Source organism: Bacillus sp. A01H, assembly GCF_045277205.1.
Taxonomy (GTDB): domain Bacteria; phylum Bacillota; class Bacilli; order Bacillales; family Bacillaceae_G; genus Bacillus_A; species Bacillus_A paranthracis.
The window spans coordinates 4,560,980-4,582,009 of record NZ_CP117702.1 but is presented as its reverse complement, the minus strand read 5'-3'; the positions used below and the strand labels follow the sequence as shown (position 1 = coordinate 4,582,009).

The 21,030-nt window shown below is 35.6% G+C and carries 23 protein-coding genes; 10 read left to right on the top strand and 13 right to left on the bottom strand.

Annotated elements, in window-relative coordinates:
- Positions 1-40: 40 nt before the first annotated feature.
- Positions 41-490, bottom strand: a complete 450-nt coding sequence (locus tag PSR14_RS24300) for a YslB family protein (RefSeq protein ID WP_000042220.1) — start codon at positions 488-490, stop codon at positions 41-43.
- A 300-nt stretch (positions 491-790) separates the two neighbouring features.
- Between PSR14_RS24300 and sdhC the strand changes: the two genes are divergently transcribed.
- The 4 genes from sdhC (at position 791) to PSR14_RS24280 (ending at position 4,517) form a co-directional block, all read left to right on the top strand.
- Positions 791-1,417, top strand: coding sequence for a succinate dehydrogenase cytochrome B558 (gene sdhC / locus PSR14_RS24295; RefSeq protein WP_000678352.1), 627 nt, complete (start codon positions 791-793; stop codon positions 1,415-1,417).
- 13 nt (positions 1,418-1,430) lie between these two features.
- A complete protein-coding gene (gene sdhA, locus PSR14_RS24290) occupies positions 1,431-3,224 on the top strand; it encodes a succinate dehydrogenase flavoprotein subunit (RefSeq protein WP_000676735.1) in 1,794 nt (597 codons plus the stop codon).
- On the top strand, positions 3,217-3,978 hold the full coding sequence (gene sdhB, locus PSR14_RS24285; RefSeq protein ID WP_001291826.1) for a succinate dehydrogenase iron-sulfur subunit: 762 nt from the start codon (positions 3,217-3,219) through the stop codon (positions 3,976-3,978). The genes sdhA and sdhB overlap by 8 nt, the downstream gene beginning before the upstream one ends.
- A 92-nt stretch (positions 3,979-4,070) precedes the next feature.
- Complete coding sequence (locus PSR14_RS24280) at positions 4,071-4,517, top strand: thioesterase family protein (protein WP_000822740.1); 447 nt, start codon at positions 4,071-4,073, stop codon at positions 4,515-4,517.
- 36 nt (positions 4,518-4,553) lie between these two features.
- Here PSR14_RS24280 and PSR14_RS24275 read toward each other — a convergent pair whose 3' ends face one another.
- Entirely contained in the window at positions 4,554-5,333 is a 780-nt protein-coding gene (locus PSR14_RS24275) for a D-alanyl-D-alanine carboxypeptidase family protein (RefSeq protein ID WP_000720579.1), read from the bottom strand.
- Positions 5,334-5,598: 265 nt separating this feature from the next.
- On the opposite strand from PSR14_RS24275, the gene motA reads away from it, so the two are divergent.
- Both motA and motB read left to right on the top strand, forming a co-directional pair.
- Positions 5,599-6,393 (top strand): flagellar motor stator protein MotA, encoded by a 795-nt coding sequence (motA, locus tag PSR14_RS24270; protein WP_000344867.1) that lies wholly within the window; start codon positions 5,599-5,601, stop codon positions 6,391-6,393.
- Complete coding sequence (gene motB / locus PSR14_RS24265; protein ID WP_001256753.1) at positions 6,383-7,168, top strand: flagellar motor protein MotB; 786 nt, start codon at positions 6,383-6,385, stop codon at positions 7,166-7,168. The genes motA and motB overlap by 11 nt, the downstream gene beginning before the upstream one ends.
- A gap of 26 nt (positions 7,169-7,194) precedes the next feature.
- Here the strand turns inward: motB and PSR14_RS24260 are convergent, their stop codons facing one another.
- Positions 7,195-8,022, bottom strand: a complete 828-nt coding sequence (locus PSR14_RS24260) for a 5'-nucleotidase, lipoprotein e(P4) family (RefSeq protein ID WP_000782776.1) — start codon at positions 8,020-8,022, stop codon at positions 7,195-7,197.
- A gap of 344 nt (positions 8,023-8,366) precedes the next feature.
- Here PSR14_RS24260 and PSR14_RS24255 point away from each other — a divergent pair, with 344 nt between their 5' ends.
- The 3 genes from PSR14_RS24255 (at position 8,367) to PSR14_RS24245 (ending at position 11,024) form a co-directional block, all read left to right on the top strand.
- Positions 8,367-9,251, top strand: a complete 885-nt coding sequence (locus tag PSR14_RS24255) for an ABC transporter ATP-binding protein (RefSeq protein ID WP_000058124.1) — start codon at positions 8,367-8,369, stop codon at positions 9,249-9,251.
- A gap of 2 nt (positions 9,252-9,253) precedes the next feature.
- Positions 9,254-10,474 carry an ABC transporter permease gene (locus PSR14_RS24250; protein WP_001225004.1) on the top strand — a complete coding sequence of 407 codons (1,221 nt, stop codon included), beginning with the start codon at positions 9,254-9,256 and terminating at the stop codon, positions 10,472-10,474.
- Positions 10,475-10,592: 118 nt separating this feature from the next.
- Positions 10,593-11,024 carry an Rrf2 family transcriptional regulator gene (locus PSR14_RS24245; RefSeq protein WP_000512998.1) on the top strand — a complete coding sequence of 144 codons (432 nt, stop codon included), beginning with the start codon at positions 10,593-10,595 and terminating at the stop codon, positions 11,022-11,024.
- A 59-nt stretch (positions 11,025-11,083) separates the two neighbouring features.
- On the opposite strand, the gene PSR14_RS24240 is transcribed toward PSR14_RS24245, so the two are convergent.
- Complete coding sequence (locus PSR14_RS24240) at positions 11,084-11,749, bottom strand: MIP/aquaporin family protein (RefSeq protein WP_000913198.1); 666 nt, start codon at positions 11,747-11,749, stop codon at positions 11,084-11,086.
- Positions 11,750-11,892: 143 nt separating this feature from the next.
- Entirely contained in the window at positions 11,893-12,858 is a 966-nt protein-coding gene (locus PSR14_RS24235) for a multidrug resistance efflux transporter family protein (RefSeq protein WP_001201653.1), read from the bottom strand.
- Between the two features lie 100 nt (positions 12,859-12,958).
- Between PSR14_RS24235 and PSR14_RS24230 the strand changes: the two genes are divergently transcribed.
- Positions 12,959-13,531 (top strand): helix-turn-helix domain-containing protein, encoded by a 573-nt coding sequence (locus PSR14_RS24230; protein WP_000658051.1) that lies wholly within the window; start codon positions 12,959-12,961, stop codon positions 13,529-13,531.
- A 70-nt stretch (positions 13,532-13,601) separates the two neighbouring features.
- On the opposite strand, the gene PSR14_RS24225 is transcribed toward PSR14_RS24230, so the two are convergent.
- The 8 genes from PSR14_RS24225 to nikC form a co-directional block, all read right to left on the bottom strand.
- Entirely contained in the window at positions 13,602-13,787 is a 186-nt protein-coding gene (locus tag PSR14_RS24225; RefSeq protein WP_000038791.1) for a PspC domain-containing protein, read from the bottom strand.
- Positions 13,788-14,016: 229 nt separating this feature from the next.
- Positions 14,017-15,321, bottom strand: coding sequence for a hypothetical protein (locus tag PSR14_RS24220; protein WP_000740013.1), 1,305 nt, complete (start codon positions 15,319-15,321; stop codon positions 14,017-14,019).
- Positions 15,322-15,324: 3 nt separating this feature from the next.
- On the bottom strand, positions 15,325-16,020 hold the full coding sequence (locus PSR14_RS24215) for a response regulator (protein WP_001101757.1): 696 nt from the start codon (positions 16,018-16,020) through the stop codon (positions 15,325-15,327).
- Entirely contained in the window at positions 16,017-16,790 is a 774-nt protein-coding gene (locus PSR14_RS24210) for a sensor histidine kinase (protein WP_000958967.1), read from the bottom strand. The genes PSR14_RS24215 and PSR14_RS24210 overlap by 4 nt, the downstream gene beginning before the upstream one ends.
- Positions 16,791-16,859: 69 nt before the next feature.
- Positions 16,860-17,846 carry an ABC transporter ATP-binding protein gene (locus PSR14_RS24205; RefSeq protein WP_000102013.1) on the bottom strand — a complete coding sequence of 329 codons (987 nt, stop codon included), beginning with the start codon at positions 17,844-17,846 and terminating at the stop codon, positions 16,860-16,862.
- A gap of 1 nt (position 17,847) precedes the next feature.
- Positions 17,848-18,864: an ABC transporter ATP-binding protein gene (locus PSR14_RS24200; protein WP_001034321.1), complete on the bottom strand. Its 1,017-nt coding sequence runs from the start codon at positions 18,862-18,864 to the stop codon at positions 17,848-17,850.
- A 14-nt stretch (positions 18,865-18,878) separates the two neighbouring features.
- Positions 18,879-19,799, bottom strand: coding sequence for a nickel ABC transporter permease (nikB, locus tag PSR14_RS24195; protein ID WP_000928487.1), 921 nt, complete (start codon positions 19,797-19,799; stop codon positions 18,879-18,881).
- A gap of 15 nt (positions 19,800-19,814) precedes the next feature.
- Positions 19,815-20,714, bottom strand: coding sequence for a nickel transporter permease (gene nikC, locus PSR14_RS24190; RefSeq protein WP_000453816.1), 900 nt, complete (start codon positions 20,712-20,714; stop codon positions 19,815-19,817).
- Positions 20,715-21,030: the final 316 nt, after the last annotated feature.

The window sequence follows — 21,030 nt, the reverse complement described above, 5'->3', positions numbered from 1 at the left end:
AGTCAACTAAACTGATATGTCTAGTTGACTGTGGGTAATGCTACACTTCAATGAGATCTTTTATATCCCATTTTACGAGAAATGTAATAGAGTCTGAACGTTTTTTCTTTTCTTCGTAGGACTCTGCAACGACGTTTCGTTGCTTTTGAATTTGTTCAGCGATGAACCCAGCTTCTAATTGATAAGAAGAATGTCTTTTTTGTTTTTGACGTTCAGCGATGAGTGTGCCTTTAAGTTGGAACTGCATTTCACGACGCTTATGTTCAATAATGCTTAAAGTGCCCCAGCCAGCTTTTTCAAAGAACTGAATGACTTCTTCAATTGTGTCTAGTGGATATTTTCTTGCAAGGTTTCTACCGGACCAGTATAAAATACCATCTAGATCGTTACCGATTAAATCAGGTAGTAATTCTTCACGTAGCAATTCGTAAGCGAAGGCGTTCAATGAAACATCTTCTAAAGATGTTGTATCGATTGTATTTTTACTCACAATATTCCCCTCTTTCTATAGGGATTATTATATAACATTTCTCATTTATAAAAACAGATTTTTCTTTGGGAAAATCTGAATATATAAGAAGAAAAAAAGAATTGGCAAATTATATGCAAATTATGTATACGTTTTCTTGACGCTTCGACAAAAATAGGAGTAAAATGAACTTGGTATCAAATTATGCTGAAATATTTCGAATAATTTTTTCAGTTTTTCTTATGCCAATAGTGAAAAAACATTATTGCCATAAACTAATCTGAAAACAGCAGTCAATCATTCAAGGGGGGTAATGGGGACATGAAAGGCCGCGAGTATACGTTTCGTAAGTGGCACTCATTAATGGGGGTCATCCCGGTTGGTGTCTTTTTGACGCAACATTTAATTGTAAACAACTTTGCAACACGAGGAGCAGAGGCTTTTAACAAAGCTGCAGGCTTTATGGAGCTCCTTCCATTCCGGTATGCGCTAGAAATTTTCATTATCTTTTTACCAATACTGTACCATGCTATATATGGCTTATATATTGCATTTACAGCTAAGAACAATGCGGTTTCTTACGGTTATTTCCGTAACTGGATGTTCGTCTTCCAAAGAATTTCAGGTATCGTTACACTGATTTTCATTTCTTGGCACGTCTGGGAAACTCGTATTCAAGCAGCGTTAGGTAAAGAGGTAAACTATGACATGATGGCAGATATTTTAAACAATCCAGCTATGTTTGCATTCTACTTAGTTGGTGTTGTTTCAACAATTTTCCACTTTGCAAATGGACTATGGACATTCTGCATCAGCTGGGGAATTACAGTATCTCCACGTTCACAAAGAATCTCTACTTATGTAACATTAGCTATTTTCTTAGGTCTATCTTATGTAGGTGTGAGTGCATTATTAGCGTTCATCGATCCACAGCTAGCAAACCAGTAAGGAGTGGGAGAGCATGAAAGGGAAACTTATAGTAGTCGGCGGTGGCTTGGCTGGCTTAATGGCAACGATTAAAGCGGCGGAAGCAGGAGTAAATGTTGAACTGTTCTCTTTAGTACCAGTAAAACGTTCGCATTCTGTATGTGCCCAAGGTGGAATTAACGGTGCCGTAAATACGAAAGGTGAAGGGGATTCTCCATGGATCCACTTTGACGATACAATTTATGGTGGGGACTTCTTAGCGAACCAACCACCAGTTAAAGCAATGTGTGAAGCAGCACCTGGTATCATTCATTTAATGGACCGTATGGGTGTTATGTTCAACCGTACGGAAGAAGGACTTCTTGATTTCCGTCGTTTTGGTGGAACGCAACATCACCGTACAGCATTTGCTGGTGCAACAACTGGACAGCAATTACTATACGCATTAGATGAGCAAGTACGTCGTCACGAAGTAGCAGGACTTGTAACGAAATATGAAGGTTGGGATTTCTTACGAGCTGTTATTGATGATGAAGGTGTGTGCCGAGGAATCGTTGCACAAGACTTACAAACTATGGAGATTAGAAGTTTCCGAGCTGATGCCGTGATTATGGCAACAGGGGGCCCTGGTATCATCTTCGGAAAATCAACAAACTCCATTATCAATACAGGTACAGCAGCTTCTGCTGTATATCAACAAGGCGCATATTATGCAAACGGTGAGTTCATTCAAATTCACCCAACGGCAATTCCTGGAGACGATAAATTACGTCTGATGAGTGAATCTGCACGTGGTGAAGGTGGACGTGTTTGGACATATAAAGATGGTAAACCATGGTATTTCTTAGAAGAAAAATATCCGGCTTACGGAAACCTTGTACCTCGTGATATCGCAACGCGTGAAATCTTTGATGTTTGCGTAGAGCAAAAACTAGGTATTAACGGTGAAAACATGGTGTACTTAGATCTTTCTCATAAAGATCCGAAAGAACTAGATATTAAACTTGGTGGAATTATTGAAATCTATGAGAAATTTACAGGTGATGATCCTCGTAAACTACCAATGAAAATCTTCCCAGCTGTTCACTATTCAATGGGCGGGCTATGGGTTGATTATAAGCAGATGACAAGCATTCCAGGTTTATTTGCAGCAGGTGAGTGTGATTATTCTATGCACGGTGGTAACCGTCTTGGAGCGAACTCACTATTATCAGCAATTTACGGTGGTATGGTAGCAGGACCAAATGCAATTGAATATATGAAAGGTCTTTCTAAATCATCAGATGCTGTTTCATCTACTGTGTATGAACAAAATGAATTAATCGAAACAGAGAAATTTAACAATATTTTAACGCTCGATGGTAACGAAAATGCGTATGTTCTTCATAAAGAGCTTGGAGAATGGATGACAGATAACGTTACAGTAGTTCGTGAAAATAAAAAATTATTAGAAACAGATGCAAAAATTGAAGAGTTAATGGCTCGCTACAAACGTATTAACATTAACGATACAGCGAGATGGAGCAACCAAGGTGCTTCATTTACACGCCAACTTGCAAATATGTTTGAATTAGCACGTGTTATTACAATTGGTGCATATAACCGTAATGAGAGCCGTGGGGCGCATTACAAACCTGAATTCCCAAATCGTGATGATGCAAACTTCTTAAAAACTACGATGGCGAAATTTGAAGGAGAAGGAAATGCACCGGCATTCCATTACGAAGACGTGGATATTTCATTAATTAAACCACGTAAACGTGATTATTCTTCAAAACACGATGTAGCTGCTAAGAGTGAAGAGAAGGGGGATAAACAACATGTCTGAGAAAACAATCCGCCTCATCATTACGAGACAAGACGGACCAGATGCGCAAGCGTTTGACCAAGAGTTTGAAATTCCGTATCGTCCGAATATGAATATTATTTCGGCGCTTATGGAAATTCGTCGTAATCCTGTTGATTCAAAAGGAAACAAAACAACTCCGATTGCATGGGATATGAACTGTTTAGAGGAAGTATGTGGTGCATGTTCGATGGTGATTAACGGAAAACCACGTCAATCATGTACAGCGCTTATCGATCAATTAGAACAACCAATTCGCTTAAAACCGATGAAGACATTCCCGGTTGTTCGTGACTTACAAGTTGACCGTAGTCGCATGTTTAATGCTCTAAAACGTGTTAAAGCTTGGATTCCAATTGATGGTACGTATGACTTAGGACCAGGACCAAGGATGCCAGAGAAGAAACGTCAATGGGCTTATGAGCTTTCAAAATGTATGACATGTGGTGTTTGCTTAGAATCATGTCCAAACGTAAATAGTAAATCGGACTTTATTGGACCAGCACCGTTATCACAAGCTCGTTTATTTAACTCACATCCAACGGGTGAAATGCATAAAGCAGATCGCTTACGTGCAATTATGGGTGATGGAGGACTTGCAAACTGTGGTAACTCTCAAAACTGTGTGCAATCATGTCCAAAGGGTATTCCATTAACAACTTCAATTGCGGCGTTAAACCGTGATACAACAATTCAATCGTTCAAAGATTTCTTTGGTAGCGACAATAACTATTAAAAAATATTGCCTCTTCATTTCGAAGGGGCAATATTTATAACTATATTTTTCTGTTTATTCTGTTTATTTTAAAGCGAAAAGGAGAGGGAACAATGAAGAGGATTTCTTATATTGAAGACTTTGAGCAATGGGAAAGTGGTTTTTCGTTTTACAATCCTGTAAAGGTTCGTTTTGGTGAAGTAGATATGTTTGGACATGTAAATAATGTCGTTGCCTTCACCTATTTTGAAGAAGCGCGTATCGCATTGTTTAAAGAACTTGGATTTATGCAAGAATGGACGCATGAATCTTCAGAAACGATGATTGTTGTTGCGGATTTACAATGTAATTTTATTAAACAAATATATTTTGATGAACAGTTGAAGGTGTATGTAAAAGCGGGATCAGTTGGAAATTCTTCATTAGATTTGCATTATATGGTGAAGAATGCAGAAGGAGAGGTTTGTTTAGTTGGTCGTGGAATGATGGTCCAAGCGTCGAAAAAAACAGGAAGAGGCGAACCGTGGCCTGAAGAGTGGAAGAAAAAATTACTACAATAATAGAGTGAAAGAAAAATAAGAGAGCAACATGCTCTCTTATTTTTTGTCTTCCATCGCTTCTTCTAATGTTAAATGATGTTTATATATGTATGTAGCGTATGGATTTCCAACGTAGCGCAAATGCCATGGTTCATATGAGTATTCTGTTGTTTCTGTTTTATCTTCTAAATAACGAATGACAAAGCCAAATTCATGAGCATGTTTTGCAACCCATTTACCTTCGGCTGTCTCTCCAAAAATAGGCTCTAATTGGAATTTAGCAGATTTTGAACTAATATCCATTGCTAAACCAGTTTGATGTTCACTCGTACCAGGAATGGCGCTTACTGAATCTGCCTCAGCTTTTCCTTGACGTCTAACGTATGTATCATGTAATGATTTTTGGCGTTTGTATGAACGATAACCAGATACAGCTGTAAGTTCAAGTCCTTCTTTTTTTGCTGCTGCAAACATATTTTCAAGCGCATCTGCAGCATCTTTGCGTAGCAATGTTTTTTCTTTATCTTTTGGACTAGTAAATGGTACATTTGGTCTTGTTAAGTCTTCAGGTGTATATCCGTCTGGTAGTTTTCGATGTTTATTAACTAATACAAGGTTAGAATCTGGATTTGTTACAACGGAAAAATCATTGTCTAGCTTCTTGGCGTTATGATCAGCTTTTGGAAAAGCAGGAATCTCTTCTTTTTGGTGATTATTATGCTGTTGACTTTCGACAGCTTTCGCCTCATTTTGTAGTGGCGATTTAGAATCAAAGTAAGCGAAAGAAGTGATACCGATTACAATAGTAGCGGCAGAAATAAGGATTATTTTTTTCATGATGCCTTGTAATCACAATCCTTTCTTAATAAAATATGTATCGTTTTTTATTATAAGTCTAGTTTACTGAAAAAGAAATATAAGAGTCGTAACGTAATAGAAATGCAAAGAAAATGTCAGAAAATGTGTGGAATTGTAGTATTTTTTTATATAATTCATTTCTTATCTTTCATGAAATTCATTTTTTATGTAATATATATACATAAGAAGATGTAGCGATTATCGAGAATAAAGAACTTCTTGTATAGACTAGGAGTGAATGGGAATGGATTTTGCAACACTTATTGGAATCATCTTAGGAGTAGTGGCGGTAGTTGTAGGGATGGTCGTCAAGGGCGCTGACGTAATGGCCTTAGTTAATCCTGCCGCAGCATTAATTATTTTTGTTGGTACATTTGCTGCAGTATGTATCGCATTTCCGATGGATCAATTAAAAAAGATTCCAAAATTATTTAAAGTTCTTTTTGGTTCTAATAAAAAAGATTTAAGTTATGAACAGTTGCTAGAATTGTTTGTTCATTGGACATCTGAAAGTAGAAAATACGGTATTTTGTCTTTAGAGCAGCAATTAGACAAAATTCAAGATGAATTTCTTTTGCGTGGTATGAAGTTTGTGATTGATGGCGTATCTGCAGAAGATTTAGAACAGATTTTAGAAGCTGAATTAGAAGCAATTGAAGAAAGGCATGCAAAGGGGGCAGCAATTTTTTCTCAAGCTGGTACATATGCACCAACATTAGGGGTTTTAGGTGCTGTTATTGGTCTTGTAGCTGCACTTGGTAATTTAACTGATATTGAAAAGTTAGGTCACGCTATTTCGGGTGCATTTATTGCAACGATTTTTGGTATTTTCTCAGGTTATATACTATGGCATCCATTTGCAAATAAATTAAAGCAAAAATCTGCAGCTGAATTAGAGAAAAAACGTTTAATTATTGATTGTTTATTAATGTTACAAGAAGGTACATATCCGTTTATTATGAAGAACCGCATTTTAGGTGCACTTTCTGCAACTGAGCGCAAAAAGCTTGAAAAAGGGGCAGAAAAAAATGCGGAGTAAAAAAAATAGAAGAAGTAAAAAGAAAAAACACGAAGAACATATCGATGAAACTTGGCTAATCCCTTATTCTGATATGTTAACGTTGTTGTTTGCATTGTTCATCGTTTTATTCGCAATGAGCAGTATAGATGCTGCTAAGTTTAAACAGATGGCTGTTGCTTTTCGAAGTGAATTAGCTGGTGGAACAGGTAACAAAGAATTTTTAAGTGATCAGAAGCCAAATGATGAAAAGGAATTATCAGCAAGTAGTTTAGAGTCTGAGAAGATTAAAAAGAATGCTGAAGCTGAAGTAAAGCAACAAGAAATGAACGAATTAAAAGCGGTACAAAAAGGTATTGATAAGTATATTGAGGAAAATCGATTATCTTCTTCTTTTAAAACTGATTTAACAGAAAAGGGATTGAAGGTAACGATATTAGAAAATGTACTATTTGATTCTGGGAAAGCGGACGTAAAATTAGAATCGTTAAGTATTGCGAAAGAAATGTCTAATTTACTGGTTTCAGCATCACCTCGTGAAATCACAGTATCTGGACATACAGATAATGTTCCTATTGCAAATGCGCAATTTGCATCGAACTGGGAATTAAGTACGCAGCGGGCAGTTAATTTTATGCAAGTATTACTGCAAAATAAAGAATTACAACCAGGAAAATTTAGTGCAGTTGGTTACGGAGAATATCGGTCAATTGCTCCAAATGATACGCAAGAAGGAAAAGCGAAAAATAGACGTGTAGAAGTGTTTATTTTACCTTTAACGAGAAATATGCAATAAAAGAGGAGGGCACATGCCATCCTCTTTTATTTTGCATCAAATGATTTTAAGTTGTCATGGCGGATTTTATCTTTTTCTGCATCTGATTTTTTGAAATCATAATCATATAAAGCGCCTTCCCAATCACCATACATCGGATTAGGGAAAATAATAAATTTCTCACCAAATTGTGCTTTTGAATCTGCTACTGCTTGGTTTCGGTCCTTTACAGACTTTCCATCAAAACCAGTGAAGTCAGATAAGTTATCACCGAAGAATAAGACGATATCATGTGTTTGAGAAACGAGTTCACGTCGTTTTTCTTTTCCTTTTTCTTTCGGGTCTTGTAGTAATATATGTTCTTTCGTTGCTTGAGGAGCGCCTACACGCTCAAGATTTTTAATTGTTGCATCTAGTTGGTTCGTTTTACGATTTGAGATGTAGTAAATATCTACACCTTTAGACTCTGTATATTTTAAGAAATCAATTGCACCTGGAAGGGCTTCGGCTTCAGCCTTATTAATCCAGTCATCCCATTTATATGGATAGCCTTTTCCTGTTTTTACGCTCATTGCTTGATGAGGACTGTTATCTAAAACAGTTTCATCTAAATCAAGTACGATAGCGGGTTTTTTCTCGGTTCCTTTTGCAAGAGCTGCATCAAGTTTCAATTGACCGATATTGTATCCTTGGTAGTACAGTGCTTTCGTTTCACCGGCTGTTTGATACCATAAATCAGCCATTAATTGCTGGTCTGTTAATTTTACTTTCTCTTCTTTCGCCACTGTTTTCTCTTGTGTTCCTGAACATGCTACAAGTGATGTAGATAGAACCGCTACAGATAATAAAGTGGTAATGCCCCTTTTCATCTTCATATGTACCCTCCTTGATGTTAGAAAACCAGTTAATATTATATATCGAAAAATAATATTTTTTGTATGAACATTTGCATATTGTCTTTTGTATATATAGTAGTATGTCCTATATTAGAAAGATGAGAAAAAATGATGGGAATTATTTTGACAAGTTTAATTGTCGAAATGACAATAATAATTGACAAACTATGTAATTTTATTTACAATTTTAACTAAATGAAACAAATGATGGATTAGAGAGATGCTACATAATAAGAGGATGGAGTGTAGTGCTATATTTTATCCTGAATAAACATAGTCTTTGAAAGAGAGTATGAATGATACTAAAGGGGAGGCTTTATACTTTGAGTTTACAAATTCAAAACTTAACGAAACAATTTGGGGAATCAAAAGCAGTTAACGGCTTGCAAATTTCGTTACCAAAAGGTGAAGTGTTAGGATTACTTGGACGAAATGGTGCAGGAAAAACAACGACAATCAAAATGCTTCTCGGATTATTAACGCCTAATGAAGGCTCTATTACATGGGATGGAAAACCATTTGGGACTAGTGGGGTAACGATAGGATACTTACCAGAAGAAAGAGGTTTATATACTAAAAGTAGAGTAATAGACCAGTTGCGATATTTTGGTAGATTAGAAGGAATGACGAAAAAAGAAGTAGATCTTGCTATTGATCATTGGTTAGATCGATTAGCAATACCAGAATATAAATTTAAAACAGCAGGAGAGCTTTCAAAAGGGAACCAGCAAAAAATTCAATTAATTGCTGCTCTTCTTCATAATCCAGAACTTCTCATTTTAGATGAGCCATTTAGCGGACTGGATCCAGTGAATGCTGGAATGTTAGCTAGCATTATTGAAGAACAAGTACAGAGCGGAAAGACAATTATTTTATCTAGTCATCGTATGGAACAAGTAGAGGCTTTTTGCCAACATGTATGTATTTTGAAAAAAGGCGAAGCAGTCGTAAAAGGCCAGTTAAGTGATATTAAAAAACAATATGGTTTTCGTAATTTAACGATTGAAGATACAGAAGTGAATGAGAAGGGATTAGAATCTATACATGTATCGTATGAAAAACAACAAGGCCTTCTTTATGTGCGAGTACAAGATGATGCAGAAGCTCTAAACATTTTACAACAATTACAAGAACAAGGTGTTACCTTACGACAATTTAAGATGTTAGAGCCGACGTTAAACGAAATCTTTGTAGAGAGGGCGAAATAACGATGCGTAAATTTTCTCACGTATTTTCATTTTATTTTAGAGAAGCATTTTTATCTAAAAAATCATTAATTACGAGTGCGATTTTGTTTTTAGTTGTGTTTGGCCTTTTTGCCTTTAATCATTTCACAGCTGATAACGATAAAGGAAAAGATAAATTTGCTGTAGTAACAGAAAGTGATACGTATAAAGTGCAAGAAAGTGATGTAACAAAGTTACTCCCGTCTGCTAAAGTAACGGTAGAAAATAAGGATAAGTTTAATGAGTTACGTAAGCAAGTAGAAGATGGGGATCTAGACGGTTTATTCCGTATTACAGAAAAGAATGGTATTCCAGAAGTGACGTATATGTATAGTGGTTTTCCAAGTCAATCAACTGCTACACTTATGGCGAGTTATTTAAAAGAACAATATACAGCGGTAATGATCGAAAAAAATAATGTATCTGCAGAAGTAGCCAAACAGTTACAGATGGAAATTCCGTTAAAGCAAGAGGCAGTAAAGGATCATGCATCTTCCTTTGGAATTGGTTATGTTTTCTCGTTTGCTTTATATATGTTTATTGTTATCTTTGGTGCTGCAATTGGAACAACTGTGGCATCTGAAAAATCATCTCGTGTTATGGAGTTAATGCTTCCGAAAGTAAAACCATTAACAATGCTACATGCCAAAATTTTAGCAATTGTTTCTAGTGCTTTACTATTACTTGTTATTGCTTCTTTCGGTTTTCTTGTACCAAATTTATTAGGGTGGGTGGATTTAGATAATGCATCCTTAATAGGACTTACACTAGATTTTTCTAAATTGGATGCTGTAGTAATTAGTATGTTCTTTGTGTATTTTGTTACGGGTTACTTACTATACGCAATGCTATATGCAGCGGTTGGTGCTGTTGTATCAAAAATTGAGGATGTGCAATCTCTTTCGTTCCCAATTACAATGTTAGGTATGGCGGCATTTTTTATTAGTCTTAAATCATTATTTGATCCAAATAGTACATTAGCTATAGTTAGTTCATATATTCCATTCTTTACACCTATGGTTACTTTTTCAAGACTTGTATCTGGTGAAGCGGGCACTGTAGAAATTATTGTGACGTTAGTCATTTTATTGGTGACTATTGTTATCGTCAATATGCTAACAAGCCGCATTTACGTAAATGGTGTAATGAATTACTCAGACAAAGTGAAATTTAAAGACTTAGCGAAATTTATAAAGCGTCAATAATGAGAGAAAAGCATGATTTCCTAATGAAATCATGCTTTTTCTTTATGTATAAATTAAAAATAGTATATAATAATAAGAGTCGTCTTTTAATAGAATGAATAAAAAGGAGGGTGTGCAGATGGGAATTAGTAGTCGTTTTACAGTAGGTGTTCATATGCTGACATTACTTGCGATAGATCGAAACTCTCGCTGTACCTCTGAATGGATTGCCGGTAGTGTGAATACAAATCCAGTTGTGATTCGTCGCATTACAGGAATGTTGAAGAGAGCAGGACTTGTTGATGTACAAGCTGGTAAAGGTGGTACGACACTTGCTCGTGATTTAGAAGAAATTACATTACTTGATGTATATAAAGCAGTGGAAGTTGTAGAAGAAGGACAGCTATTTTCCTTCCATGAAAATCCCAACATTGAATGTCCAGTAGGAGCTAATATTCAATCAGTATTAGAAATTATTTTAATGCAAGCACAAGAAGCGATGGAAAATGTACTTGCAAATGTAACGGTAGATCAACTAGTTACAAATTTAAAGTCTAAAATGAAAGAGTAAAAAAGCGAGCATCCTCATAATGAGGGCTCGCCTTTTTTTATTCAGAAATATTGAAAATTCTATTTTTCAGTATTTAAAATGAATTTACCTACGATAGCTGCTACGATACCACCAAGAATTGGTGCGATGATGAATACCCATAGTTGAGAAAGGGCTTCTCCGCCAGCGAATAAAGCTGGGGCGATACTACGAGCTGGGTTAACAGAAGTTCCAGTTAACGGAATACCTAATAAGTGAACTAAAACTAATGTGAAACCAATTACTAATCCTGCTAGAGAAGAACTTCCTTTTTTACCTGTTACAGCAACGATCACTAAAATGAATACGAAAGTTAAAATAAATTCAACTAGAAATGCTCCAGATAAACCAAGAGTTCCAAAACCGTTTTGTCCTAAATTATCTAAAGGTGTTTTAGCAGATTTTAAAATTGTTACTAACGTTGCAGTTCCTAATAAACCACCTAAAATTTGAGCTAATACATAATAACAAAGTTCCATAGCGTTCATTCTTTTATTGATGAACATAGCTACTGATACTGCTGGGTTAATGTGACATCCAGAAATTGTTCCGATGCTATATGCCATAGCCACAATAGATAGACCGAAAGCCATAGCGATTCCTAATGTTCCAATTCCTTCAATTCCGCCGCCAATGACAGCTACTCCAGTTCCGAATAATACTAGTACAAACGTACCAATAAATTCAGCGATTGCTTTTTTTAACATAATTTACCTCCTATTGTTGCGCATGAACCGTATTATAACATAGGTTTTAGTATAAACCGTTAATGAAATACTATTCTGATAAGGCGCAATAGGGGGACAATAAAAAAGAGTATAGTTCTTTGTTACAGAACCATACTCTTTTTTTATGCTGTTTTTTTCTGTTTAACGACTGGAACAGAACGGTTTAAAATGCTATTTGCAACCATTCCTAACATAATAATAATCATTCCAAGTAGGGAAAGCCCGCCAGGAAATGAACCATTTAAGAAAACAATTTCGCCAAGCACGGTAAAGACCATCGTTCCAGCTTGCGTTGCTTCAACAGCTCCAAGTAGAGCGAGATTATCTTTGGCTAAGTCAGTAGCAAAGAAAAATGTCATTGTCGCTATAACGCCAGAACATAATGCTAACAAAAATCCTTGTAGCATTTGGCTTGATGTTGGAATACCAGTAGTAGAAAATCCGTATATACCAAGTAAAATTGTTATAGGAAGACTGCCTATTGCCATTCCTAATACACGTTGGAATGTATCAAGGCGCCCACCAACAAGTTCCATCATTTTTCGGTTACCGAACGGATATAAGAAAGCAGCTAACACGACAGGTAAAAAACCTGAAATAAACTGAGTCATTGTAATGTGACCTGCTGCAGTTGCTTGCATACAAATTACACCAAGTAAAATAAATAATGCAACGTATAAACTACGAAGTGGAATTTTTCCGCGTACAAGTTTCGTACCTGATTTCGTTTCTATTTTAACGAAAAATAATGGCGAGAGTAGTAAACCTGCTAATATAGTAACTTGCCAAGTTCCAGCAACGAGCCAAGCTGGAGAAAAGACAGCTGCAAAACTTAATAAAGAATAGAAACCAATACCAGCAACAGAACCCCACCCGATCCAAGCCAATGGATGTTTCTTTAATTCTTCCCATAACTCCCTTAAGTTTTTGCGAAATAAAACGATAAGGAATAAAATAGGGAGAGCAAATAAAAAACGGAAGGAAGCTGTCCAAGCCCAGCTCGTTCCAGATACATTCATCGCTCGATTTATAATAAAAGTTGCGGAAAAAAAGGCTGATGATAAAAGGCCTAATAAAATTGCGCGCATGAAGTATAGCACTCCTTTCGGAATTTAATGATTATGTATAGTATAATATACTTTATCTAGATAAAAGTAAACTATTTTATATTTTAAGGTGGTTTTATAGATGAAAGAACATGAAGATATGCAAACGAAAGAAGTCATTCAGCAAGTAGGTCAGTTATTAAGGCAAATTCGAAATGAACAAAAATTAAGTTTAGAAGAATTAGCTCAAAAAACAGGGGTTAGTAAATTAACATTAGGAAAGATTGAAAGAGGCGAAACGAATCCGACGTTAGCTGTCATTTGGAAAATAACGAAAGGGTTATCGATTCCTTTATCGAGATTGATGGTTGTTGGAGAACCTGTAGCGGTTGCGCGCTGCGGAGAAGGATTTGCAGTAGACGTAGGACAAGCATGGCATTTAGAAACAATGTTCCGTTATACGAAAGAAACGGGTATGGAAATGCATCGTGCTTGTTTAAGGTCGAATAGTATATATGAACCAGAAGCTCATCATGAAGGTGCTATTGAGCTTGTAACGGTAATGAAAGGAAAAGTATCGATTCAAGTAGAAAGCGATGTTTACGAATTAAATGAGTTTGACTCTATTCAATTTGAAGCGAATAAGAAACATAGTTATAAGAATGAAGAAGATGAAGTGGCGGTATTACATTTAACGATGAAATATTCTTCATGAAAAAATCCCCTATAGAAAAATCTATAGGGGATTTTGTATACACTATGCTCAAATATACGAAAGAATGTTATTAGTAAGAGCGTGGCATAAGTAATAAACAAATAAAATAAACTAAAAACCCCGTCCCAAAACATAAAACTGCAATGACCCAAAGTATGCGAATGAGAGTAGAGCTAATATCAAAATATTCTCCTAAACCACCGCATATACCAAATAGCATTTTATCAGTTTCGGATTTATATAATTTTTTTGACATATTACGATCAACTCCTTTTTATAGCAAACTATATACTTCTATTCTATATGGAAATCTATGAGGAGACTATGAGGTTGTATGACATTTTTTTATAAAGTGAACCGTATTTTAAAATTTAGATGTGAGGTCATATAAACAATAAATCTAATTTATAGCGCAGTATAATAGTTTGCGATAAAAATAAAAAGGCCTTAGGTAGCAAAATTTAAGCTACCAAAAAGGCCTCATATTATTGTTTCATTTTATAGTTGAATTGTTGATGTATCCAATGTGAAAACAGAAAACAAATACTTAGTGAAAGAGTAACCGCTATACTAACCCAAATGCTCGTTAAAGGACCGATTAAGAAGTAAACTACATAACCGGTAAGAGCACCAATAATCGAGATGAGCGGTATAATGATGCTGATTTTTTGCTTGCTGAAAATAACGAATAATATTGTGATGATAAGAGATGTATAAAGAATACCAAAGAAAAAAATAATTTCTAAAATCGTATAGTTTGTAGTAATTGTAATGAAAAAAGCTAAAAATCCGATAGTGATAGAAATAAAATGAGTTGTATATAATTTGAAATTTATTTTTGTAGGTATCATCGGTATAAAATCTCGAATGAGTTTAGTAAATCCATGTATCCAAGAAATAAAACTAGAAGTTATTGCGCTTAACGAACCGATAACGAGCAGATAAAATAAAATGGTAAATTCTATTTTTTTTGGAAGCTGGACTAGAAGATCGTATAAATGATCTAAGCTCCCACTAAAGATAACTATCATAATTAGAGAAGCGAATGCCAAAGGGATAGTAATCCATATAAATCCTGATAGTAAAAAAGTTGGAATAATTTTTTTAGGATGAATACGGAAAGCTTTATCCCAAGATGCAGGGCTTATTAATACTCTTCCTGTTTCAATGAGAATACCGGCAGTAAGAAAATATATTCCATTTCTATTTTCATAAAATAGCAAGTACGGGTGATATAAGCGGATTCCATCGTATACATGGGTAATGCCATCTTGCACAAAAAAATAAATTGGAATAATGATCATAGTAGAAAACATTAATACAGTTTGCATAATAGCCATTTTAGTAAATAGCTTAGCGTTACTTAATATTACGAATATTGTACAAAGGGTAATGAAAAGGAAAGAACCCAATGTATATGGAATATGGAAAAAAACATTAAGTAAAATACTAGCAACTTTCGTTTGAATGAACATACTTTCTATACTTAATAGAACAAGGAAAGAGCATACAATTATATATCCTTTGCGAGAAAGTTTATAAGATAAGTAATCGTGAATGGATTCTCCTTCTGGGAATGTAGAACGTATTTTTTTTATTAAAATCCCCAATAAAATAAGAGTAAAAGGGCCAATCATCGCATAAAGAATACCAGCGATTAGCCCATAATTAATAATCGATTCAGGTAAAGCGAGCGTCGATATACTTGCGACCCATTTAGATAATAAAAGAACAGTACCAGTTCCAATGCCTAATTGTAAAGGTGTGAAAGCTGAGTTGTTTTTCTTCACAATTTATCCCTCGCCTCTATATTCTTTCGGAGTCATTCCGGTCATCTTACGAAAAACAGTGCTGAAATAATGCTGACTATTAAAACCAGATCTTTCAGAGATTTGAGAGATACACCAATGTGGGTGTTCCATTAAATATTTCTGTGACATTTCAATCCGATATTGCATGATATATCCGGAAAATGAAACCCCTACTTCTTCATGGAATTTTCGGCTTAAATAAGTCGGATTTGTATGTACTTTAGTTGCGATGTCTGCTAAGTGTAGTTTGTCATGAAAAGTTTCATGGATGATGTCTAATGTATCTTGAATAATACGTGAGTAGGAAGGGGTATTAGCATCTCCTTTGTACTTTTGTAATATATCGATGAGTTCTTTCTCTATAATTGGCTTTGTTATGTAGTCAATAACGCCTAGACGAATAGATTGTTTTGCATAATCGAAATTTTGATATGCGGTTACAATAATGATATCGAGGTTAGAGTTATTATTTTTTAATTTCTCACCTAGTTGTAGGCCGGATATGCCCGGAAGGTGAATATCTAAAAGTGCCAAATGAATTGAGAATTTTTCATTTATACGTAAAGCTTCAGCCGCATCTAAAGCTAGATGTAATGTCCAATTAGGGAACTGACGGTGGATAAGAAATTCTAATTGTTCCAGTTCCAGTGGTTCGTCATCTACTAATAGCACGTTCATTTTTGTATTACCTCCTCTGTGTTTTTTTCTGTGATGAAAGGCCATGTGATTTCTACTTTCGTGCCATTCTCTTTTGTAGAGAGGAAAGAGAATGTAGTTTGTTCTTGAAAGAATAACTGAAATCGTTGTTTTATATTTTCAAGTCCGTATCCGCTTTCTTCCGTATGGGAAGTAAATGGTTCGTTTTGAGTACCGTTGTCGGATACTAGAAGTGTAATTCGGTTATTTGTATTGTGTAGATGAATATTTAAAATAGCTTGACCAGCTTTTTTTTCAAGACCGTGTTTAAAAGAATTCTCAACTAACGTTTGAATAACGAAAGGTGGAATATAAGCATTCTGTAAATCTTCAGAAGAAGTAATATTTATTGAAAGTCTCGAGCGAAACCGCATTTTTTGAATCTCAATATAATAATTCGTATAAGCCAGTTCTTCAGAGATTGGAATTAACAAATCTGTTGTTTTATATTTTCCTTTCAAAAATAGAGAAAAGATCTCGAGTGATTTGACAACTTCATCTGTTCTCTGTAGACGAGCTAAGCTCAAAATTGTATTTAATGTATTGAATAAAAAATGAGGCTGAATTTGTTGCGTAAGTTGATGATATAAAGACTGTTGCAACTCTCGTTCCAGTGCTATTTTTTTCTTTTCACTTTCTAGTAAATCGATTCGTTTTTCAAAAATAAATAAACATAATAAAATAATAGCTCCAAAAATTGGAGCTAAGACAAGTATAGTTATTAATACAGCAAATGCTTCATAAGTTAACATACATACCTCAATCTTGTTTTTTATTATTATACTAAAGCGTTGTAAATGTTTCTATTATTCAGACTCGGATCAAATGATATGACAGGCTACTTTATGACCTTCGCTTATAGATTGAAAACTTGGTTGCTGCGTAGCACATTTTTCAATGGCATACGGACAACGAGTATGAAAACGACAGCCTTTTGGCGGGTTTAGAGGAGAGGGGAGGTCTCCTTTAAGTTCAATGCGTTCTTTTTTCGTTCCTGCACTAATGGTAGGAATTGCTGAGAGAAGCGCTTTTGTGTAAGGGTGTTGCGGATTGTTAAAAAGAGAATGTTTATCGGCAATCTCCACAATGGTACCAAGGTACATTACAATGATGCGATCTGATATGTGACGAACGACAGCTAAGTCGTGAGAGATGAATAAATATGTTAACCCGTATTGTTGTTGCAACTGCTTTAATAAATTTAAAACTTGTGCTTGCACTGAAACATCTAAGGCGGAGACAGCCTCGTCACAAATAATGAGTTTTGGATTAACAGCTAAGGCGCGTGCGATTCCGATTCTTTGCCGTTGACCACCGCTAAATTCATGTGGATAGCGCTTCACTGCATCAGGTGGAAGACCAACTTTCCCGAGCAGCTCAATAACTTTCGCCATTCTTTCACCTTTTGGGCATACGTTTTGAATGGCTATAGCTTCTTCTAAAATGCTCCCTACAGTTTGCCTAGGGTTTAAAGAAGCAAAGGGATCTTGAAAAATAACTTGTAAATCTTTTCGAACCTTTCGCATTGCTGAGTTATTTAATTCTAGTAAATCCTTGTCTTGAAAAATAATTTTTCCACTTGTTGCTTCATCAAGGCGTAATATTGCACGCCCAGTGGTGGATTTTCCGCAACCAGATTCACCAACAATACTAACAGTTTCCTTTTCGTAAATTGTAAAGCTAATATCGTCAACCGCTTTAATATAGTTAATAGAGCGTCCTAGAATTCCTTTTTTTATAGGGAAGTATTGTTTTAAGTTTTGTACTTGTAATAACTCTTTTTTATTTATTTGCGTAGCAGTAGACATATTATAATACCTCCAATTTTTCTGAAGATGATTTATCCCAAAGGTCTGTAAACATCCAGCATCGAACTTTACTTCCATCTTGTGTGAGTTGAAGTTCTGGAAGAGTATTGTGACATAGTTCTTTTGCATGTGTGCATCTATCAGCAAAGCGACATCCGCTCGGCATATGGTATGGACTCGGTACGGATCCAGGAATAGTTTGTAACTCTTCTTGGTCTGTATCGAGTCTTGGAAGAGATTGAAGAAGTCCGATTGTATAAGGATGTTTTGGACTAGTAAATATATGCTCGATATCTGCATATTCGACGATTTTTCCAGCGTACATAACGGCGACTCTATCGCATGTTTCTGACACGACTCCTAAGTCATGTGTAATCATGATAATTCCCATACCGAGTTGTTTTTGAAGTGATTTCATAAGTGATAATATTTGGGCTTGAATTGTTACATCAAGAGCAGTTGTTGGTTCGTCTGCAATGAGTAAATCTGGATTGCAAGCAAGTGCCATTGCAATCATAATGCGTTGTCGCATTCCTCCGCTTAGTTCATGAGGCTCTTGTTTTGCACGCTTTTCAGGAGAAGGAATTCCAACTAGTTTCAACATATCTACGGCTTTATTCCAAGCTTCCTTTTTATTTAATTTTTGATGGATACGAATTGCTTCTGCGATCTGTTCCCCAACAGAATATACTGGATTCAAAGATGTCATTGGTTCTTGGAAAATCATTGAGATTTGATTTCCGCGAATTGCACGCATTTCAGCTTCGTTTTGTTGTAATAAATCTTTTCCTTTAAATAAAATGCTCCCCTCAATTTTACTGCCGCTTTCTCGGTCAATTAATCTCATAATGGATAGAGAAGTGATACTCTTCCCACAACCAGATTCACCTACGATGCCGAGTGTTTCTCCTTTAGAAACAGAGAAATTTAAACCATCAACCGCTTTGCTTACACCTTCGTCTGTAAAGAAATGTGTTTTTAAATCTTTAACTTGTAATACCTCTTCCTTTTTATTCATGTTTGTGCACCCCCTTAATTAAGCTCAATACGTTTATTGAAATGACGGTATAAAATATCAACAATAAGATTGACTAGAACGAAGATGACCGAGGCGATTAATACGCCTCCTTGTAACATTGGTAAGTCTCTCATTCGGATGGCGTCTACGATCAATCTTCCAAGTCCATTTATAGCAAAAACTGATTCTACTAAAACTGTACCGCCTAAAAGGGCACCAAATTGTAATCCAACAACAGTAATAACGGGAATTAATGCGTTTCTCAAAGCATGTTTATATATAACAACTCTTTCTTTTACCCCTTTTGCTCTTGCTGTTCGTATATAATCTTGGCGTATAACATCAAGCATACTTGAGCGAGTCATACGTGCTACAATTGCTGCGCCAGATGCACCAAGTGTAAGTGCTGGTAAAACCATGTGCATCCAAGTTCCCCAACCAGAAACCGGGAATATTTGAATTTGGACAGAGAAGTAGAAAATGAGCATAAGTCCAAACCAAAAGCTTGGTAATGAGACACCTAACAAAGCGATAATCATAATAGAAACATCTGTCCAAGAATATTGCTTTGTAGCAGAGATGATACCAGCAATCATCCCAATTACAACTGTAATGACGATACTACACAGTGCGAGTTCAATAGTGATTGGAAGGCGGATTAATACTTCGTCTAACACTGGGCGGTTAGAACGAATTGAAACCCCGAAATCTCCTTGTAATATATTTCCGATATAAGAGAAATATTGCATGATAAAGGGTTTGTCTAATCCTAATTGATGGCGTATTTGCTCGACAGTTTCTTTTGATGCTCCTTCACCAGCGATAAGGAGAGCTGGGTCACCGGGTACCATTTGCATAATTAAGAAAACGACGAATACAACGCCGAAAAGAACGGGAATTAATTGTAGTATTCTACGAAAAATAAACATTAGCATGTATAATGCCCCTTTCTATTTTTTAAGTCTCGGATCTAGTGCATCACGTAATCCGTCACCAAACATGTTTAAACCGATTACGAGTGTAGACATTGCGATTCCAGGAAACATTGCAATATGTGGTGCGGTAAATAAAAAGTCGCGCCCATTACTTAACATGGCACCCCATTCAGGTGAAGGTGGTTGCGCTCCAAGTCCTAAAAATGATAATCCAGCTGCAGATAAAATTGCTGTAGCTAAGCGTAAAGTAGCTTGGACGATAATAGGTGATAAGATATTAGGGAATATGTGTTTCATAATAATAGTAAAATCATTTGCCCCTAGTGCTCTTATAGCATCGATATACTCTAATTTTTTTACTGTTAATGTAGAAGCTCTAACGATACGAGCGAACATAGGGATTGAGAAAAAGCCAATAGCGATAATTACGTTCACAAGACTTGGTCCTAGTGCGCCTACAATGGCAAGAGCAAGTAAAATACCAGGGAAAGCTAGCATAATATCAATGATTCGCATAATGATTGTGTCAAACCATCCACCGTAATAACCAGAAATGATACCAAGAATAATGCCGAACAATGCCCCTATAAATACAGAAGAAAATCCAACAAGTAACGAAAGGCGTGTCCCGTGTAAAAGGCGGCTTAAAATATCTCTGCCTTTATCATCTGTTCCCATCCAATGTTCCATAGATGGTGGTTGTAATTTGTTAACTAACTGAATATCAAATGGATTGTAGGGTGCTAACAATGGGGCAAATATAGCTATTAAAATATAGAAAAGAACGATAATACCCCCGATAAATGCCATCTTATTTTTTTTCAGTTTTCGATAGCTAATGATCCATTTCGATGTGTTCTTCGTTTGAATTGTTTGCAAAGAAGTATTTTCTTCTTTAGAAAGACGAACTTCCATTTTTTATACCTCCCTTTCTTTCTTTCTTTATGATTAAATTATCAGAAAATTAAAACAAGTCAACGAGTTTAAAACAATAAGTAAAGAAAGTGCAAATAGAAGTAAAGATGTTTCAAAATAATTCAGAAAATTCAATAAGTAAAGAAAGTGCAAATAGAAGTAAAGATGTTTAAAAACTTTTTTCGCAAAGTTATTTATAATTACAAATACATAGACGAAATTGAAAAAGAAAGGGTGGTGGAATGATCTGCTATTAGAAAGTAGGGGATAGAAAGCTAGATGTAAGGTTTCACTTTAGGATGTAGAGATAAAAGAA